Source organism: Poseidonibacter lekithochrous, from assembly GCF_018861145.1.
Classification (GTDB): Bacteria; Campylobacterota; Campylobacteria; order Campylobacterales; family Arcobacteraceae; genus Poseidonibacter; species Poseidonibacter lekithochrous_A.
The window spans coordinates 105,521-123,197 of sequence record NZ_JAHKQT010000032.1; the positions used below are offsets into that span (position 1 = coordinate 105,521).

General features: G+C 26.8%; 16 protein-coding genes. All 16 read left to right on the forward strand.

The window, feature by feature from the left end; translation table 11 throughout:
• Position 1: 1 nt before the first annotated feature.
• The 16 genes from KO488_RS12180 to KO488_RS12255 all read left to right on the forward strand — a co-directional run bounded on the left by KO488_RS12180 (position 2) and on the right by KO488_RS12255 (position 17,676).
• A complete protein-coding gene (locus KO488_RS12180) occupies positions 2-820 on the forward strand; it encodes a P-loop NTPase (protein ID WP_216059087.1) in 819 nt (272 codons plus the stop codon).
• 66 nt (positions 821-886) lie between these two features.
• Positions 887-1,216 (forward strand): hypothetical protein, encoded by a 330-nt coding sequence (locus KO488_RS12185; protein ID WP_216059088.1) that lies wholly within the window; start codon positions 887-889, stop codon positions 1,214-1,216.
• A gap of 8 nt (positions 1,217-1,224) precedes the next feature.
• Positions 1,225-1,521: a flagellar hook-basal body complex protein FliE gene (fliE, locus tag KO488_RS12190; RefSeq protein ID WP_228319165.1), complete on the forward strand. Its 297-nt coding sequence runs from the start codon at positions 1,225-1,227 to the stop codon at positions 1,519-1,521.
• Positions 1,522-1,530: 9 nt separating this feature from the next.
• A complete protein-coding gene (gene flgC, locus KO488_RS12195; RefSeq protein ID WP_216059089.1) occupies positions 1,531-1,992 on the forward strand; it encodes a flagellar basal body rod protein FlgC in 462 nt (153 codons plus the stop codon).
• 3 nt (positions 1,993-1,995) lie between these two features.
• Entirely contained in the window at positions 1,996-4,050 is a 2,055-nt protein-coding gene (locus KO488_RS12200) for a flagellar hook-length control protein FliK (RefSeq protein ID WP_216059090.1), read from the forward strand.
• A complete protein-coding gene (locus tag KO488_RS12205; RefSeq protein ID WP_216059091.1) occupies positions 4,050-4,799 on the forward strand; it encodes a flagellar biosynthetic protein FliR in 750 nt (249 codons plus the stop codon). Before KO488_RS12200 ends, KO488_RS12205 begins: the two co-directional genes overlap by 1 nt.
• 11 nt (positions 4,800-4,810) lie before the next feature.
• A complete protein-coding gene (gene flhB, locus KO488_RS12210; protein ID WP_216059092.1) occupies positions 4,811-5,860 on the forward strand; it encodes a flagellar biosynthesis protein FlhB in 1,050 nt (349 codons plus the stop codon).
• Positions 5,861-5,863: 3 nt separating this feature from the next.
• The gene (locus KO488_RS12215) at positions 5,864-7,858 is read left to right on the forward strand and encodes a putative molybdenum carrier protein (RefSeq protein WP_216059093.1); all 1,995 of its coding nucleotides are present in this window, start codon (positions 5,864-5,866) and stop codon (positions 7,856-7,858) included.
• A complete protein-coding gene (gene fliI, locus KO488_RS12220; RefSeq protein ID WP_216059094.1) occupies positions 7,858-9,162 on the forward strand; it encodes a flagellar protein export ATPase FliI in 1,305 nt (434 codons plus the stop codon). The genes KO488_RS12215 and fliI overlap by 1 nt, the downstream gene beginning before the upstream one ends.
• Positions 9,159-10,289: a flagellar hook-associated protein FlgL gene (flgL, locus tag KO488_RS12225; protein WP_216059095.1), complete on the forward strand. Its 1,131-nt coding sequence runs from the start codon at positions 9,159-9,161 to the stop codon at positions 10,287-10,289. Before fliI ends, flgL begins: the two co-directional genes overlap by 4 nt.
• A 17-nt stretch (positions 10,290-10,306) precedes the next feature.
• Positions 10,307-12,418 (forward strand): flagellar biosynthesis protein FlhA, encoded by a 2,112-nt coding sequence (flhA, locus tag KO488_RS12230; protein WP_216059096.1) that lies wholly within the window; start codon positions 10,307-10,309, stop codon positions 12,416-12,418.
• Between the two features lie 2 nt (positions 12,419-12,420).
• Positions 12,421-13,881 carry a BatD family protein gene (locus tag KO488_RS12235; RefSeq protein WP_216059097.1) on the forward strand — a complete coding sequence of 487 codons (1,461 nt, stop codon included), beginning with the start codon at positions 12,421-12,423 and terminating at the stop codon, positions 13,879-13,881.
• A gap of 11 nt (positions 13,882-13,892) precedes the next feature.
• Positions 13,893-14,600: an HlyD family secretion protein gene (locus KO488_RS12240; RefSeq protein ID WP_216059098.1), complete on the forward strand. Its 708-nt coding sequence runs from the start codon at positions 13,893-13,895 to the stop codon at positions 14,598-14,600.
• Entirely contained in the window at positions 14,587-16,293 is a 1,707-nt protein-coding gene (locus KO488_RS12245; protein WP_216059099.1) for a molybdopterin-dependent oxidoreductase, read from the forward strand. The genes KO488_RS12240 and KO488_RS12245 overlap by 14 nt, the downstream gene beginning before the upstream one ends.
• Positions 16,280-17,461: an MFS transporter gene (locus KO488_RS12250; protein ID WP_216059100.1), complete on the forward strand. Its 1,182-nt coding sequence runs from the start codon at positions 16,280-16,282 to the stop codon at positions 17,459-17,461. Before KO488_RS12245 ends, KO488_RS12250 begins: the two co-directional genes overlap by 14 nt.
• Complete coding sequence (locus KO488_RS12255; RefSeq protein ID WP_216059101.1) at positions 17,452-17,676, forward strand: hypothetical protein; 225 nt, start codon at positions 17,452-17,454, stop codon at positions 17,674-17,676. Before KO488_RS12250 ends, KO488_RS12255 begins: the two co-directional genes overlap by 10 nt.
• The last annotated feature ends 1 nt before the right edge of the window (position 17,677 follow it).

Here is a 17,677-nt window from a genome sequence, read left to right on the forward strand (position 1 = left end):
ATTGTTCAATACTATTTCTTCTCAAGCTAGCAAATTAATTAGCTTAACGCGTAAAAAAAAACACTTAGATTCAAAAACTAAATTAGTAACAATTACTTCAGGAAAAGGTGGAGTTGGTAAGTCAACTTTCACCGCAAATATTGCTTTTTTACTTGCTCAAAAAGGTTTAAAAGTTGCAGTTTTAGATGCTGACATTGGTTTGGCTAATATGCAAGTATTATTTAATATAAAGCCTAAATATACATTTTTTGACTATATTGATGGTAATAAATCCTTAGATGAAGTAATTCTTAATACTTCATATGAAAATATATATTTACTTGCTGGAAAAAGTGGATACCAGTACTCAAATCATTCAAATTCTTTTGTTTTTTCAAGAGTAGTAGAAGACGTTATTTCTCTAGATAAATATGATATTTTGCTTATAGATACAGGTGCAGGATTAAATGATTTTGTTAAAGAATTTTTATCTATTTCAGATAATATAATTGCTTTAACAACAACTGATCCTAGTGCTTTGACTGATGTTTACTCTTTAATGAAAATGTTGTCATTTAATAAAAAGAAATTAATGTTATGTTTTAATCATACAAAAAATTATAAAATTGGCGAAACTATTGCTAACTCTTTAGTAAATTTGGCTAAGAAAAATAGGTTAAAAGAGGATTTTATGGTAGAATATATAGGTAACGTTTCTACGTCTGCAAATATTTCTACAACTGGAAGGTTAAGAAAACTGTTTACAAAAGAGTTTCTTGAAGATGATTCTACTAAACAACTGCAAGACGTAATAAGATATTTACTAAAAAATATTTATTAAGGTATGGTTAGGTGCAGGCATTTTACATGTTTAATGCTTTATTATTGTTATTAAAAGTTGAGATTTATGGTTGTTGAACGTTTCTCTCAAAGTGTAATAAATAGTGGAATTTTCCGTTTATTTATTGCATCAGGCTTTTTCGCTACTGTAATATTCTTTGTTGTAAATGCAGACTTTTATACCCCTCTAGAAATGATTTTTGGTATAATTGGAATAACAATAGTTTTAAAAGGCATATCTAATATTATGCTTTCCATGATTATTTCATTTTTTAATTTAGAAAATAAAGAAAATGAATTAAACTTTAAATATAACGAAGAAAAAATTGAATCAATGTTAAGCGAACTTAATGTTCAAGAGATTTTATCTTCTAATAATAAATCGAATGCTAGTTAAGGAATAATATGATGAATATATCTTCAATATCAAATGCTATAAGTCCTCTTGGTTTAAATAACAATGAACAAAAAATCAATAATGATACTTCATTCCAAAATATGTTAAGTGATGCTATTGGTGAGGTAAATAAAGAGCAAGTAGAAGGTTATAAAGCAATGGAGGGAATTGCTACAGGGAAAGTTACAAACTTACAAGAAGCTGTTCAGCAAATTGAAGAAGCAGAACTATCTATGAAGTTAGCACTAGAAACTAAAAATAAAGCAGTTAGTGCATATAAACAAATTATGAATATGCAAATATAAGGATAAATTATGGGTTTTTTTGATGGTTATAATGTATCTACTTCAGGAATGAGTGCACAAAGAACTAGAATAAATGTAGTAAGTGCAAATATTGCAAATGCAAAAACAACTCATACTCAAGAAGGTGGTCCTTATAAAAAACAACAAGTTGTTTTTGAAGATGTATTATTAAACCAAACAAAAAAGATAGGTTCAAATGATATTGAAACTACTAATAATAAAAATACTGCTCCTGAACTAAGAGGTGTTGGTGTTAAAGCTATATTAGATTCTGAATCAAAACCTGTTTTAAGGTTTGAACCAACACATCCTGATGCAAATGAAGAAGGATATGTAGCATATCCAGATATTAATCCTGTTATTGAAATGGTTGATTTAATAGAAGCTATGAGATCATATGAAGCAAATGTTGCTTCGTTCAATACTCATAAAAATATTGATTCTAAGACATTGGATATATTAAAGGTTTAGCTTATGACAAAACAATTAGATATCTTATCAAGTGAAACAAAAAATGTTACAACAAGCTCTACAAGTACAAATAAGGAAGTAAAACAAGAAGCTTCATTATTCGATAAGTTATTAGGTGGGGCTGTTAAAAATGCATCAAACGAAAAAGCTGATTCATCATTATCTTCGGTAAGTACAAATAAAGAAGAAGCTAAAAATCCTATAACTACAGAAAATTCATCAAAAGTAAATGATGATAAAGATTCAATACCTCAAAAAAGTTCATCTTTACTTGATAGATTAGTTCTTGAAGCAAAAAAAGATGTAGTAAAAAATACTCAAACATCTCAAGTATCTCAAATTACACAACAAACAACATCTGAATCAAATATGGAATCATTAGAATCTTCAGAAATAAATATAAAGACTGAATTAAAAACGAATGAAACAGTAAAGATAGTTAATAATAAAGAAGAGATAAAAAATAGTGATGTAGTAAAAAAAGAAGAAGTAAAAAATATAGAGACTCCTAAAATAAATCAACAGACGCAACAGAGTGGTTCAATACTAACAACACAAACAACAATAGATTCAGATGATACAAATATAAAGACTGAATTAAAAACAAATGAAACAGTAAAGATAGTTGATAATAAAGAAGAGATAAAAAATAGTGATGTAGTAAAAAAAGAAGAAGTAAAAAATCTAGAGATTCCTAAGATAAATCAACAGACACAACAGACTACTTCAATACCAACAACACAAACATTACAATCCCAAGAAATTCTTGAAACAGTAAAAGTTTCACAAGTAAATATAGAACTAGATGAAACAAATATAAAGACTGAATTAAAAACAAATGAAACATCTCAAATCATGCAACAATCTAAAACACCTGAACTATTAGAATCAACATTAACTACTTCAACAACACAAGTTCAGGAAAGTACAGATGAGATTAAATCATCACAAATAAGTATAGATTCTGAAGAAATAAATATAAAACCAGAATCAAAAACAAATGAAAATAATAATACAAAATTAGGAAAAGATTTAGCTTCATTAAATAAGGAAAGTATAGTAAATGAAAAAATAAATATTTCTAAAGATGAAATAGAGTCTTTGCTAACAAAACAAAAAGAAGAACCAAAATCTTTAATGGATAGTTTAATTGATAAAACTAAAAAACTAAAAAATGAAACTTCATTAAATGAAGAAGAATCAAAAATATTAAAAAATACAAATACATCTAATAATTCAAAAGAAGTAATTAGTAATATTTACTTAAGTTCTCAAAAAAACAATATAAATAATAATGCATTATCAAATAAAAATGAAGCTATTAATTCAGTAAAAAATGCAACAAGTACTGAAGAAGTTAAAGTTAATGCTAAAAAATTAGATTTAAATTTAAAAGATATTAGTTTAGAAACTAAAACGGCAGAAGTGAATAAGGATACAGTAAATTTAATTGATAGAAAGAATAGTCTTGATAAAATTATTTTAAATAATAATGCAAGACATAATGAAATTACAAACTTAATTACAAAATCAGTTGAAGCAAGTAAAGCAATAATGGAAGATAGTGTAGATAGTGAAAATGAAGTTTCATTAACGGTAAATCCGGTATTAGCACAAAGTATTCAAACAAAGATTATAGGTGCTAGACAACAAATGTCAAGTATGATGTCAGATATTGCTAGACAAATGTATGAAAACTATAAACCTCCCGTAACAGCATTTAGAATAAATTTAACTCCTGGAACTTTAGGAAATATAGCAATTGTTATGAAAAGTGATAAAGATAGTGGAATAAATATAAGTTTAAATATCTCTAACACTGCAACTCTTGATGCTTTTGTAGATAGTCAAAATAGTTTAAAAAATGCTTTAAATAAAACATTTGAAGATGGAACTGAATTTAATTTAGATTTTAGTTCAAATGATCAAAATAGTAATAATTCAGATGATAAAGAAGATAGGAATCAAGCATTTGATAATTCGTCTAATACACAAAGTATCTTAGAATCAAGAGAGAAAAACTTAGAATCAGAAGATAGAAATTTAGATTATATGTAATGGAAGCATTTTTATCTTTATTAAATGAAGATATTGTTTATCAATTTCTACTTTTATTTGCAAGAATTATAGCATTTGTTGCTTTTATGCCTGTTTTTGGTCATACTGCAGTTAGTTCAACTATAAGAATAGCTTTTGCTTTTTATATCACAATCTTTATTTTTCCTTTAGTAAATGTAACAACTTCTGTAACAGAAGACACCTTTATTCTTGCATTAATTTCAGAAATTACATTAGGACTTGTTGCTTCAATGTTTATAAATATTATATTCTCATCAGTAAGGGTAATAGGAGAGTTTATTGGTTTTGCAACGGCTTTGTCAATGGCTACAATGTTTGATCCAGCTACTGGTTCACAAGAGGGTCTTATATCAAGATTATTATATTGGATTACTATTGTGTTGTTTTTCCAAACAGGAATGTATGAAATGACTTTAGTAATTTTGATAAAAAGTTTTTCAATGATTAATTTAGGTACTTTTGATATCTTTTCATATGATGGAATACAAATTGCAATTGATGAAATAAAAAGAATGTTTGCATTCGCTTTTGCATTCGCATTACCACTATTTTTTATTGGATTTATAATGGATATTTATTATGGATATGGAACTAAATCTATGCCAGCCTTTTCTCCCTTTGTTATTACATTTCAATTGAAATTTGGATTGATTTTTATATTTTTAATTCTTGGTATGGAAGTTTTTACAGAAGCTTTTACAAATTATTTTATTTCAAAATTTGAGTAGGGAGGTTTATAATGGCTGATGAAGATGAAAAAACCGAAGAACCTACCCAGAAGAAAATAGATGATGCAAAAGCAGAAGGAAATGTAAATAAATCTGCAGAAGTAACTGGCGCTGCAATATTAACATTAGGATCTATGTACCTACTATTTTTTTCTTCTTATTCTATGAGTGAAATAAAAAAAATGATGATGTTTACTTATGGATTTATAGGTGAAGATATGGATGCTTCTGTTTATTATTCTCTAACATACACCATTGTAACTACTTTTTTGTCAGCGTTAATGCCTCTTTTTGCTTTGATAATGGTTTTAGTATTTGCTACAAATTGGATGCAATTTGGTTTTGTAGTAACTCCTTTAAAATTCGATCTTCAAAAATTAGATCCAATAAAAGGTTTTGGAAATATTTTTGGTTTAAAAAAAGGTATTGAAGCTTTAAAGCTAACTGCTAAACTTACAATTATTGTAGTTGTCATGTTCTTATTGTTTTTATTTACACATAAAGTATTTTTATCTATGATGGATTTAGAAACATCTGCATCAATTGCTGCTATGATACAGATGACATTTTATTTTCTGGCTGCAATATTATTTATTATAATTATTTTTGCTATAATGGATTTTTATTTTACAAGACATTATTATATGAAATCTTTACGTATGAGTAAACAAGATATAAAAGATGAATTTAAGAATATGGATGGGGATCCTCAAGTAAAAGGACGTATTAGAAGAATTCAAATGGAAATGTCTAGAAAAAGAATGATGGCCGATGTTCCTGATGCAGATGTTGTAATTACAAATCCAACACATTATGCAATTGCTTTAAAATATGATAAAGAAGTGGATTCTGCACCTAAAATGATTGCAAAAGGTATTGATTTTATTGCTGTAAAAATAAAAGATATTGCAAAAGAAAATAATATACCAATAATAGAAAACCCTGCTTTAGCAAGAGCCTTGCATGATCAAATAGAACTTGAACAGCAAATTCCAAGAGAATTTTATAAAGCATTAGCAGATATATTTTCTTATGTATATGAATTAAAAAAGAAAAGGTAAAGTTTGAAAATTATAATACTTCTATTAATTTTATTAAATCTTCTTTATGCAAAAAAAGATTTTTATTATAGTTTTATAAATTCTTCTGGAGCACAAATTTCTGAAAAAAGAAAACAAACTATTAGTGATGGTTTTGACATAATTGAAAATGCAAAACTTTTAGCAAGAGATGGCAAAATTGATGAAGCATATACTTTAATTAAAACATATAAAGCAAAAAATAAGATGAATGTTTTAGATTCGGATTTGATTATTCTATATTCTGAATTATCTTTAAAAAAAGAATCAAAAAGATTTTCATTAGAAGCAGAAAAATTACTAGAAAATGCTATTAATTCCTCTTCAATAAATCAATTTGATTTAGCAAAAGCATACATGTTATTAGTTGAATTAAAACTAAAAATTAATAAAACAAAAGATGCTAAATATTTTGCTGAAATCATTATAAATAATTTCGATGATGAACTTACTAAAACATATGGTAAGATTCAACTTGCAAAAGTTTATAAATATCAAAAATCTTATGATAAATCAATTAATATACTTTATACTATTTTAACAAAAACAAATGATAAAATGGTGGCTACTGTTGTTGCTGATGAGCTTTTTGATGTATATATTGCCAGTGAAGATTTTGAAAAAGCAAATAAATTAATTTCAAATGTATTAAAAAATAATATAGAATATTATGCAAATGATTCATATTTAGCTAATCAAAAAGTTACTAAACTTATTAAATCTAATATGCCAGAGCATGCGGCTGATATATTAAAAGAGTTATTAAATAAAACTACAAAAGAAGAATCTATTGAAGATTTTAAATTTAAGCTTGCAAATACTTATATGCTTATGTATGATAGAACAAATTTTTATTTAGAAAAAGCAAAAGAATTATATAAAGATATTATAAGTGACTATTCTCAAGGTTCATATGCAAAAAAATCTAAAATGACTATTGATGAAATTCTTATGAGACAAGGAAGAGTTAAACCTTCTGTAATTGCAGCAAAATATCAAACATCTGAATCAATGCAGCAAAAAGCTTTATTACAAGAATTAATAAATGATAAAGATGATAAAAAATATAAGCTTATTTTACGATCTGAAAAGATATATAAAAAGATATCAAATTCAATTACAAAAAGATTTGGATATGAATCAATAGAAGCAATTTTCGATGAAGTAAATATTGAAATGATTAAAGAATTCTTAAATACTGAAAAGTGTTTTGATTTAAATAAGGTATTAAAAACTTCGAGAAGTGAAACTTTAGAAAAATTAATAGAAGATGAAACTATTAAGTTTAAATTTTTCGAATGTTTAATTGAAGTACCTTATGAAAGAGCTTATTTGCAAGTTAAAAATACTTTTAATGCAAGTAGAGATCCTAATATATATTTATATTTAGAGAGAATGGCATATTCTTTAAAATTGATTGATGAGGCATTAGATTATTCTTCAAAAGTTGAAATGGTAGATAATAGAGATGTTTTAGTAAAAGAATTTTTATATAGATATCAAATTCTGAAATCAAAAGGAGATAGCCTTTCTTTAGATAAGTTTTTCTCTTACACAAGTAAAAACTTAGATTTTATTGAATTAAATAAAAATAATCCTGTAATTGTAGATTTTTACCATGATTACTATTTATATTTATTTAAGAAAAATGATATAAAAAGAGCAAATGAAGTTTTAAATAAATTATATTTAAAACAAAAAGAATTAAAAGCAAATATTTATTCTCCTTTTGTAGAGATTGAATTGTCAAAGGTATCTAAAAATGAGAATAAGCTTCAAGAATCAATCAATTATTTATTAGAATCAAAAGAAAATACGAGAAGATTAAAACCAAATGATGAAGTGAAAATCTATTATGATATTTTAAAATTATATGAAAATACAGGAAATAAAATTAAAAAAGATGAATATATACAGAAATGTAAAGATGTAAAAGATACAAAAGATAGTTTATATAAAAAAATGTGTGATGAAATGTAATGGATATTGAAGATCTAATTAAAAATATCGATTCAACAAATCTTTCAATTGCTTTTGGAAGAATAAAAAACATTTCAACAACAACAATTACTGCAATTGGTCTAGAAGTAGCTGTTGGAGATATCGTAAAAATTGAATCCGTACAACATAACTCTACAGTTTTAGGTATGGTTGCGTCAATTTCTAATGATGAATTCACTATAGTTCCTTTCTCTTTTATTGAAGGATTTAGAATCTATGACAAAGTTTATTTACAAAAAGAAGGACTTTCCGTAAAATGTGGATATGGACTTTTAGGACGTGTAGTAAATGCATTGGGCGAGCCAATTGATGATGCAGGAAAAATAAAAGATTTAGTAGAAAGTTCAGCAATAAATAAACTTTCAATGCCTCCTTTAGAACGTGGAATAATTGAAGAAAGATTTTCAACAGGGGTTAAATCTATTGATTCAATGTTGACATCAGGAAAAGGCCAGAAAGTAGGAATATTCGCAGGTTCTGGTGTTGGTAAATCAACACTTATGGGAATGATCGTAAAAGGTTGTGAAGCTCAGATTAAAATTGTTGCACTAATCGGAGAAAGAGGACGTGAAATTCCTGAATTTATTCATTATAATTTAGATAATAATTTAGATAATACTGTAATTATTGCAGCTACATCTGATGAATCAGCATTAATGCGTAAATATGGAGCTTTTACTGCAATGGCAATTGCAGAATTCTTTAGAGATAAAGGACATGATGTTTTACTTATGATGGACTCAGTTACAAGATTTGCAATGGCTCAAAGAGAAATAGGATTAAGTACAGGAGAACCACCTGTTAGTCGCGGGTATCCACCTTCAGTATTCTCTCTACTTCCACAACTAATGGAGCGAGCGGGTAATAATAAAAAAGGGTCAATAACAGCTTTTTTCACAGTATTAGTTGATGGTGATGATATGAATGATCCAATTGCAGATCAAAGTAGATCTATTTTAGATGGGCATATTGTGCTAACTAGAGAATTAACAGAGCAAGGATTTTATCCCCCAATTAACTTGTTAAAATCAGCCTCAAGAGTAATGGATAAAGTAGTTGATAAAGAGCATTATAATGACTTTTTAAAGTTAAAAAGAGTATTATCTTTAATAAAAGAGAACGAAGTTTTAGTTCGTGTAGGTGCATACAAACAAGGTATGGATCCTGAATTAGATAGTGCGATGGAAAAAAAAGAAAAGATCAGAGAATTTTTAGTTCAGGGAACTGATAAAAAATATGATTTCAATGAAATTGTATCAATGCTTAGAAAGGTTTTAAAATGATTAATCAAACAGATCAAACGTTATTTAGATTAGCTAACTTAAATGCAGAGCAAACAAGAATATCCTATCAAATGGCAACAGGAAAAAAAATTGATAATGGTAGTGAAGATGCTTCAGGATATTCAAGAGAAATATTTGTAGATGATAGAATTAGAACCTATGAGGGTATAAAATACCAAATTGAAAGAACAACTGTACAAAATAATGCTTCTGATTCAGCAATAGGTGAAATGAAGAAGTTACTTGAAGTAGTTAAAACAGAATTGATTAGAGCAAGTACTGATACTACAAGTGATGAAGGAAGAAAAGCAATAGCCTTAAATATTGCTGGTATTAAGGAAAATCTTTATGATTTAGCTAATACACAAATTGAAGGTGAATATTTATTCTCTGGTTCAGATAGTTCAGTAAAGCCATTTGCTAATGACTCTGATGTTATATCATATCAAGGAGATAATTCTTTAAGAAAAATTGCGGTTGATGATGGTTCTTATAGAGAACGTGGAGTTACTGGTTATGATGTAATGACTTATCCTTCTAGTACTGCAACGTTTGGGGAAGCTTTTAGTTTTAAAGATACACAGAGTAATACAATTATTGATCAAGATGGTTCAATATGGGAATTAAATGCAGGAAAGACAGATATCCAAAAACTTGATGAAGAAGGTAATTTATCAATTCCTTTAGAATCAAAGCCTATCTCATCAAATGATGGATTAACTCCTACTACTTATACTATAGCTGATATTGGTTCAACTATTGGTGTAGATGAGGGAATAAAATTTGAAGATAGATCAAGTATTTTTGATTTACTTGATACTATAACAGAAAGTTTAAATAATAGTGATATGGATACTCTATCTGAAAGCCAAGAAATTTTTTCTGGTGCTTATGATTCTTTAAATGTTGCACATGCTAAATTGGGTGCTAAAAATCAAATATTTGAACTTTCATTAGAAAGAGTTTCATCAAAATTAACACAATATAATATTTTGTCTCAAGAAATTGGTGCAGTTGATTTAGCTGCAGTTGCTATTGAATCCAAATCACTAGAGATAACTTATACAGCACTATATTCAACGATACAAAAAACAAATGAATTATCATTAGTAAATTTTCTAAAATAGTTAAATAAAAGTAATACATGAACATAAGAAAGATATTTAGTAAAGATTTATTTGTTGTTGCAATATTTGTATCAATATTAACGATTATTATTGTTCCATTATCAAAAGGGATTTTAGATTTTTTTCTAATAATCTCTTTGTCTTTGTCTTTACTTATTTTACTTATTTCTTTATATATACAAAAGCCTGCAGACTTAACTACGTTCCCTACAATAATATTAATTTTAGCACTTTTTAGACTATCCCTAAATATAGCAACTACTAGATCTATTTTAAGTGAAGGACATAATGGTCCAGAGGCTGTAAGTTCGATAATTTCTGCTTTTGGGGATTTTGTTGTTGGTGGGAATATGGTTATTGGTGTAATCATATTTATTATCCTTGTACTTATAAACTTTATGGTTGTAACAAAGGGTGCAACGAGAGTTGCTGAGGTAACTGCAAGATTTACACTTGATTCAATGCCTGGAAAGCAAATGGCTATCGATGCAGATTTAAATGCTGGTTTTATTGATGACAAACAAGCACAGCAAAGAAGAAAAGAGTTAATCTCGGAAGCAAACTTTTATGGAGCAATGGATGGGTCTTCAAAGTTTGTAAAAGGTGATGCTGTTGCTGGTATTATCATTACTTTAGTAAACTTAATTGGTGGATTACTTATAGGATTATTTCAACATGATATGACAGTAGCTGAAAGTGGTGAGATATATACGATTTTAACAATTGGTGATGGATTAGTTGCACAACTTCCAGCACTTATTTTATCAACTGCAACGGCTATTATTATTACCAGATCTAATATGGATGAAGAAAAATTTGCTGATCAATCTATTAACCAATTAGTTAAAGATAGTAAGTCCTTAATTTTAGTTGGAATTGGCATGGTATTATTTTCATTAATACCAGGGTTTCCTACTGGAATTTTAGTTGTAATGGGCTTATTATTAGTATTTATTGGTTATACAATTGGAATGATTAATGAGCAAAAAGATAATGCAATTACTAGGTTTTTTAAACCAGAAACTGCAAAAGCAAAAGTTGATGATAATATAGATACTCTTAAAGATAGAAAGAAAAAAGCAGCAGTTCCAAATGAAGAACAATCTATTGAAACTATAATGAAACTTGAAGTTTTAGAATTAAAATTAGGTATTAGATTATTACAATTAGTACAAGGAAATTCAGAATTACTTGATAAAATTAAAGCTATTAGAAAAACTATTGCAACAGAATTAGGATTTGTAATTCCACAAATTAGAATTTCAGATGATGCAACATTAGCTCCAAATGAATATCGATTATTCTTAAAAAGAATACCCCTAGTTAGTGGGAAAGTTGAAATTGAGAAACTTCTTGCAATGGGTGGTTTAGGAAATGAAAAGCTTCAAGGTTTAAAAGTAAAAGAACCTGTATTTAATTTGGAAGCTACATGGATTAAACCAGAATTAAAAGAAGAAGCATTAATGAAAGGCTTTACTGTTGTTGATGCTCCTACAATTATTTCAACACATATTTCTGAAATAATAAAAAAACATGCTGAAGATATTATTACAAGACAAGATATTGTTGATATTATTGACAGACTTAAAAAAGATTTCCCTATTGTAATAGAAGAAGCTATGAAAGTAACTTCTTATGGTGCTTTATTAAAAGTATCAAAAGATTTATTACATGAAAAAATCCCTATTGTTGATATGCTTACAATTATTGAAGCCATTGCAGATATTGCAGAGTTTACAAAAGCTCCTGATATTTTACTTGAACATGTTAGATCTAAACTATTTAGATTAATCACTGAAAAGTTCAAAGATACGGATGGTGTTTTACATATTATTACAATCAAGCCTGAGTTAGAACAGCAGTTTATTGGTAAACTCCAAGAGCAACACGGAGTTTCTCAATTAATGCTTTCAATTGCAGAGATTAACAATTTAGTTACTAAAACAAAAGAGTTATTAGATGAAATTGAAGTTAAAGGTTTTTCAAAAGTAACCATGGTTGTAGACCCTGTTTTAAGAAAAAGAATATCAGAAATTTATGAAAAATTTGGATTACAAGTTGCCGTATTATCCCATGCAGAACTTGATTCAAAAGCTAATTTTGCAATAGAAGGAACATTAAATTTTTAGCCATGTTTTTAATTAAGTATTTTATTTTATCAACTATTTTTTTATTATCACTGTTTGCAAATGTACAACTTAGTATTCCAAAAGATGTTGTACGAGGTGAAGCTTTATACTTTTCTGTTGAGATTACTGGAAATAATATTTCTTTTCCTAATTTGAAAACTATAGATTCTTATGCTGTTCAGGAAGTATCAAGTTCAACGTCAACAAATATAATAAATAGTCAAATTATAAAAAAAATTAAAAAAGTCTATTCTTTATATCCTACAAAAGATTTTATATTTCCTGCTTTAAAATTTGTAGTAGATGGAAAGGATTATTTCTCAAAAAAACAAAATATAGTATTAAAAAATCCAGAAAAAACTATTTCATCAAATTTTGAATTATCTTTAAAAGCTAATACAAATGAGCTATATGTAAATGAGAACTTTATATTAACTCTGTTTTTTAAATATAAAAAGAATGCAAATATAGTTGATTTATCTTTTGAAAAACCTAGTTTTGATAATTTCTGGTATAAGCAATTGGATAATTCAAAACAATATCAAGAAGGCGAATTTGTTATACAAGAATTAAATTTTTTATTATTTCCTCTTAAAAGTGGTACTTTAAAAATAAATCCATTAAAAATAAATGCACAAATAATTGAAGCTAATAAGTCATTTTCTTTCTTTTCAAATCCTACCTCAAATGTAAAAATTTATTCAAATGGATTAGAGTTTAATGTTAAAGATTTACCTTCAAATATAAATTTAATCGGAAAATTTGATATTAAAACACAAGTTGATAAAGTAAAAATCAATCAAGGAGAAGCGATATCTTATAAGCTAGAGATTAATGGATATGGTAATATTGATGATATTAGTGATATAAAACTTGATTTAAAAGATGCCACAATTTATGAAAACAAACCAGTTATAATTGCAAAGTATGCAGATAATAAGTATAAAGGAACATATACTAAAGTATTTTCAATTATTCCAAATAAATCAATGACCATCCCAAAGATAAATTTAGAGTATTTTGATAAAGAGTTAGAAAAAGTTGTTTTAAAACAAAGTGATGAAATTAATATTGAAGTTTTAGAAGATAAGATAGTAAAACAAGTAGAATTAATACAAAAACCTGAAGTTAAAATCAAAGAAAAAGAAGTGGTAAAAATAATAGAGAAAAACTCTACTAAAGATAGGGTGATATTCTTTTGCTTAGGTCTTATTGTAGGAATATTAATATTAGGTTTATATTACTATGTTATAAAATATAAGAATAAAAATAAATCTTCTGATACAGCTTTATTAAAGAAAATAAAGAAGTTAAAAAATAAAGATGAATTATTGAAGGTTTTAGCCGTTTACATAAACATAGATTCTTCTTTAGATAAATTAATTTTCAAATTAGAAGAAAAAAATGATATCAAATTACTAAAAAAAGATATCATAATAAAAATAAAAGAATTAAAGTTATAAGGATAAATTAGATGAAAATATTGATATTATGTTTTATATTATTCAACGCAGTCTTTGCAGCAGAGTATTATGCAAAATTGGAGCCAATTGAAAGTTACAAAGTTAAAGCAGCCGTTGCAGGAAAAGTAATTTTCTCAAATACTGATATAGAAGGTTTTAATGCAAATAATTCAACTATTGTAGAATTAGATTCTACAGTTAATCAAATGGATTTACAACAATCTCGAAGTAAATTAAAATTTATTGATGAGATGATTACTATTGAAACGAATAATTATAATAGATTAAAAAAAGTTTCTTCTAAATCTGCCTTTGAAAAAGATACTCAAAAATTAAAAGTTATAAATCTTAAGTCCTCAAAAGCTGACATGATTATAAAGATCGAGAATTTAAAAGATACTATTAAAAATAAAAAATTAATTGAAAAATCAAATTATATTTCGATGATTTCAGTTAAAGAAGGAGATTATGTTAGTCCTGGAACTTTACTTTATGAATCAAAAGATTTATCAAAAGCAAAGCTAGAAATTTTTGTACCTATTTTAGAAGCTGAAAAATTAAAAGATAAAACTGTTTATCTTGATGGTTCAAAAAGTGATGTAAAAATAAATAAAATTTTTAATATTGCTGATAGCCAAAATATATCTTCATATAAAGTAGAGCTTTTAGTCCCTAATGTAAAAACTTTTTCAAGATTGGTGAAAATTGAATTCAAATAAAAAAGTAGCATGTCCTATGGACTGTTACGATGCTTGTCAAGCAGAAGTGATTGAGGGTAATGTTAAAGGCACAAAAAATAATGTAGTGACTAATGGAAAGTTATGTGTAAATTTTGCGCAGTTATTAAAACAGGATTATTTAAAGAGTGCAATTTTTGATAAGAGTGAAATTTCTTTAGATGAGTCTTTAAAAATATTAAGTGAAAAATTAGAAAATACTGAGCCTTCAAAAACTTTATTTTATACAGGTAGTGGAAATCTAGGAGTTATGCAAAACTCAACAAAAAACTTCTTTACTCAATATGGATCTGTTTTAACAAAAGGAAGTTTATGTGACGGTGGAGGTGGATTAGGGATTGAGCAAGGAAGACAAGCTGTAATTAATCCACCAATTGAAAAACTTATTAACTCAGATATTATTATTGTTTGGGGACGAAACTTTTCAGTAACTTCTTCACATATGTACAATCTTGTAAAAGATAAAACATTTATTACTATTGATCCTATAAAAACAGATATTGCAAAAAAATCTAAAATTCATATGCAGATTAATCCTAAAACAGATTATGAATTAGCATTATTATTAACACGATTTACACATATGCAAGATATGGAAGATGAAGAGTTTTTAGAAGAACATACAGAAGGTTCTGATTGGTTCTTTGATATTACTAGAAATAGACCTGTAGTTTCTTATGAAGCAACTACAGGAGTGCCATTATCACAAGTTAATGAGCTTTTAGAATTAGTTGAAAATAAAAAAGTTTCAATAGTTGTAGGACTTGGTGTTCAAAAGTATTTTGAAGGTGCACAAATAATGAGATGTATAGATTCTTTTGCTGCATACTTGGGTGTTCATAAAAAAGATTCAGGTGGTGTTTGGTACTTAAGTGATTCTTCACATGGTTATGAAAATCAGTTAAAAATTGAAGGAAAAAATAAAAAAGTTTCAGTAGCTGAAGTTGATTTTTCTTCTTATGATTTAGTATTTATACAAGGTGGAAATCCTGTAGTTTCTGCACCAAACACTAAAAGTGTAATTGAAGGTTTAAAAAACAGCTTTGTAGTTTGTTTTACGACTACTTATAATGATACTTGTGAATATGCTAACTTAGTTATACCTTCTTCATCTTTTCTTTCTAAAAGAGATGTAAGGCTATCTTATGGACATGAATATAAAGCAATCTCAGAAATAGTTGAACCTTCACTTGAAAATACTGTAAGTGAATATGAATTAGCAACATATTTAATAGAAAGATTTGGCTTTAAAGCAATGAAATCAGAAGATGAAATTATTGATTATTATAAAAATACAATAGTAGTTCATGAAGATTTTGAAACATTTGAATTTATTGAAGAGTTAGATATTGAACCTTTATATAAAAATAAAACTTCTTCAAACTTTTATTTAATTACAGGGAAGAGTAAAAACTCTTTAAATTCTCAATTTACAATTGATAATCATGTGTATTTACATCCTTCAAGTGGTTTTTCTACTGAAGATAATGTAAAAATCACTTCACCTTATGGGGAAGCCATATTTACTGTTAAAATTAGCGAAGATATTAAAGAAGAGTGTGCATTTTTTTACACAGGAAATAAGAAAACAAACTATTTAACACCAAATAAAGCTGATGAAGAATCATTTTCTGCAATGTTCCAAGAGGTTTTAATAGAAATTGAATTATCGTAAGTTATTTGCTAAACATAAAATAATTCGTGATTTATCACTAGTTCAATTTATTGCATATTTTGGAGCATGGTTTTCAAATGTTGCAATTTATACAATGCTTGTAGATTTTGGTTCTTCTGAATTAGCAATTGCAACAGTTACTGCTATGCATTTTTTACCAGCTGTTCTAATGGCTCCTTTTTCAGGAGCTATTATAGATAGATTTAAAATCAAACCTTTGATGCTTTCTTTATTAGTTGTTGAATTTATAATGACCTTACTTTTTTTAACAATAGAAAACGAAAGTCAAATATGGCTTTTAATGATATTTATATTTATTAGAATGAGTGCTGCTTCGATATTCTTCTCAACAGAAATGTCGCTTTTAGCAAAACTTCTAAAAGGTGAGGCCTTACAAAAAGCAAATGAAATACACTCTATTATTTGGTCCTTTTGTTATGCAGCTGGAATGGCAGTTAGTGCATTAATTGTAAATTATATAGGTATAAAAGCTGCTTTTATAGTTGATTCTTTATTTTTTCTTGTAGCTTTTATCGCCTTTTATAGAATAGACTTTGTTGTAAAGGCAAGTATTGTTCAAGATAAAATATTTACTTTAATTAAAGATGGCTTCTTATATATAAAAGAGAATAAAATTATTATGCATTTGATATTTTTACATGCAAGTGTTGGTTTAACATCTTTTGATACTTTAGTTACATTGCTTGCTAAAAGTGAATATAAGTATGTTATATCTGTGCCTTTAGCAATTGGCATATCAAATGCTACAAGAGCAGTAGCATTAATGATAGGGCCATTTCTAATCTCAAAATATGTTAATAAAAATAACTTGCATTATTTATTATGTCTTCAAGGAATAATGATAATGATATGGGGATTAACACAATTTAATTTTTACATTTCACTTATCTCTTTATTTTTCGTAGGACTTTTTACAACAGTACTTTGGTCATTTACTTATGCATTATTACAAGATAAATGTGAAGAAAAATATTTAGGTCGAGTTATATCATATAATGATATGTTTTTTATGATTTCGTGTATTCTAACTACCTTGTTTATCGGATTAATGGCAAGTTTAAGTTCGCTTGCTATAATTACTATTCTATTAGGCCTAGGTTTTATTATTTTTGCCTATTACTATACTAGGATATTAAAATGGATATAAACGAAAAAATATTATTACTTGCAATATTAAAGAAAAAAGATGATGAAACATTAATGGATGTAGTATCAACTTTGGAAAATACTCAACTTTTTACATTAAAAGAAGGCAAAAAACTTCTTAAAAAATTAAAAAGTGAAGAGTTTCTTACTGAGGGTCATCTAACATTAAAAGGTGATTTAATAGCAAAAGAAGTAGAGCAAGAATTTAAAATATAGC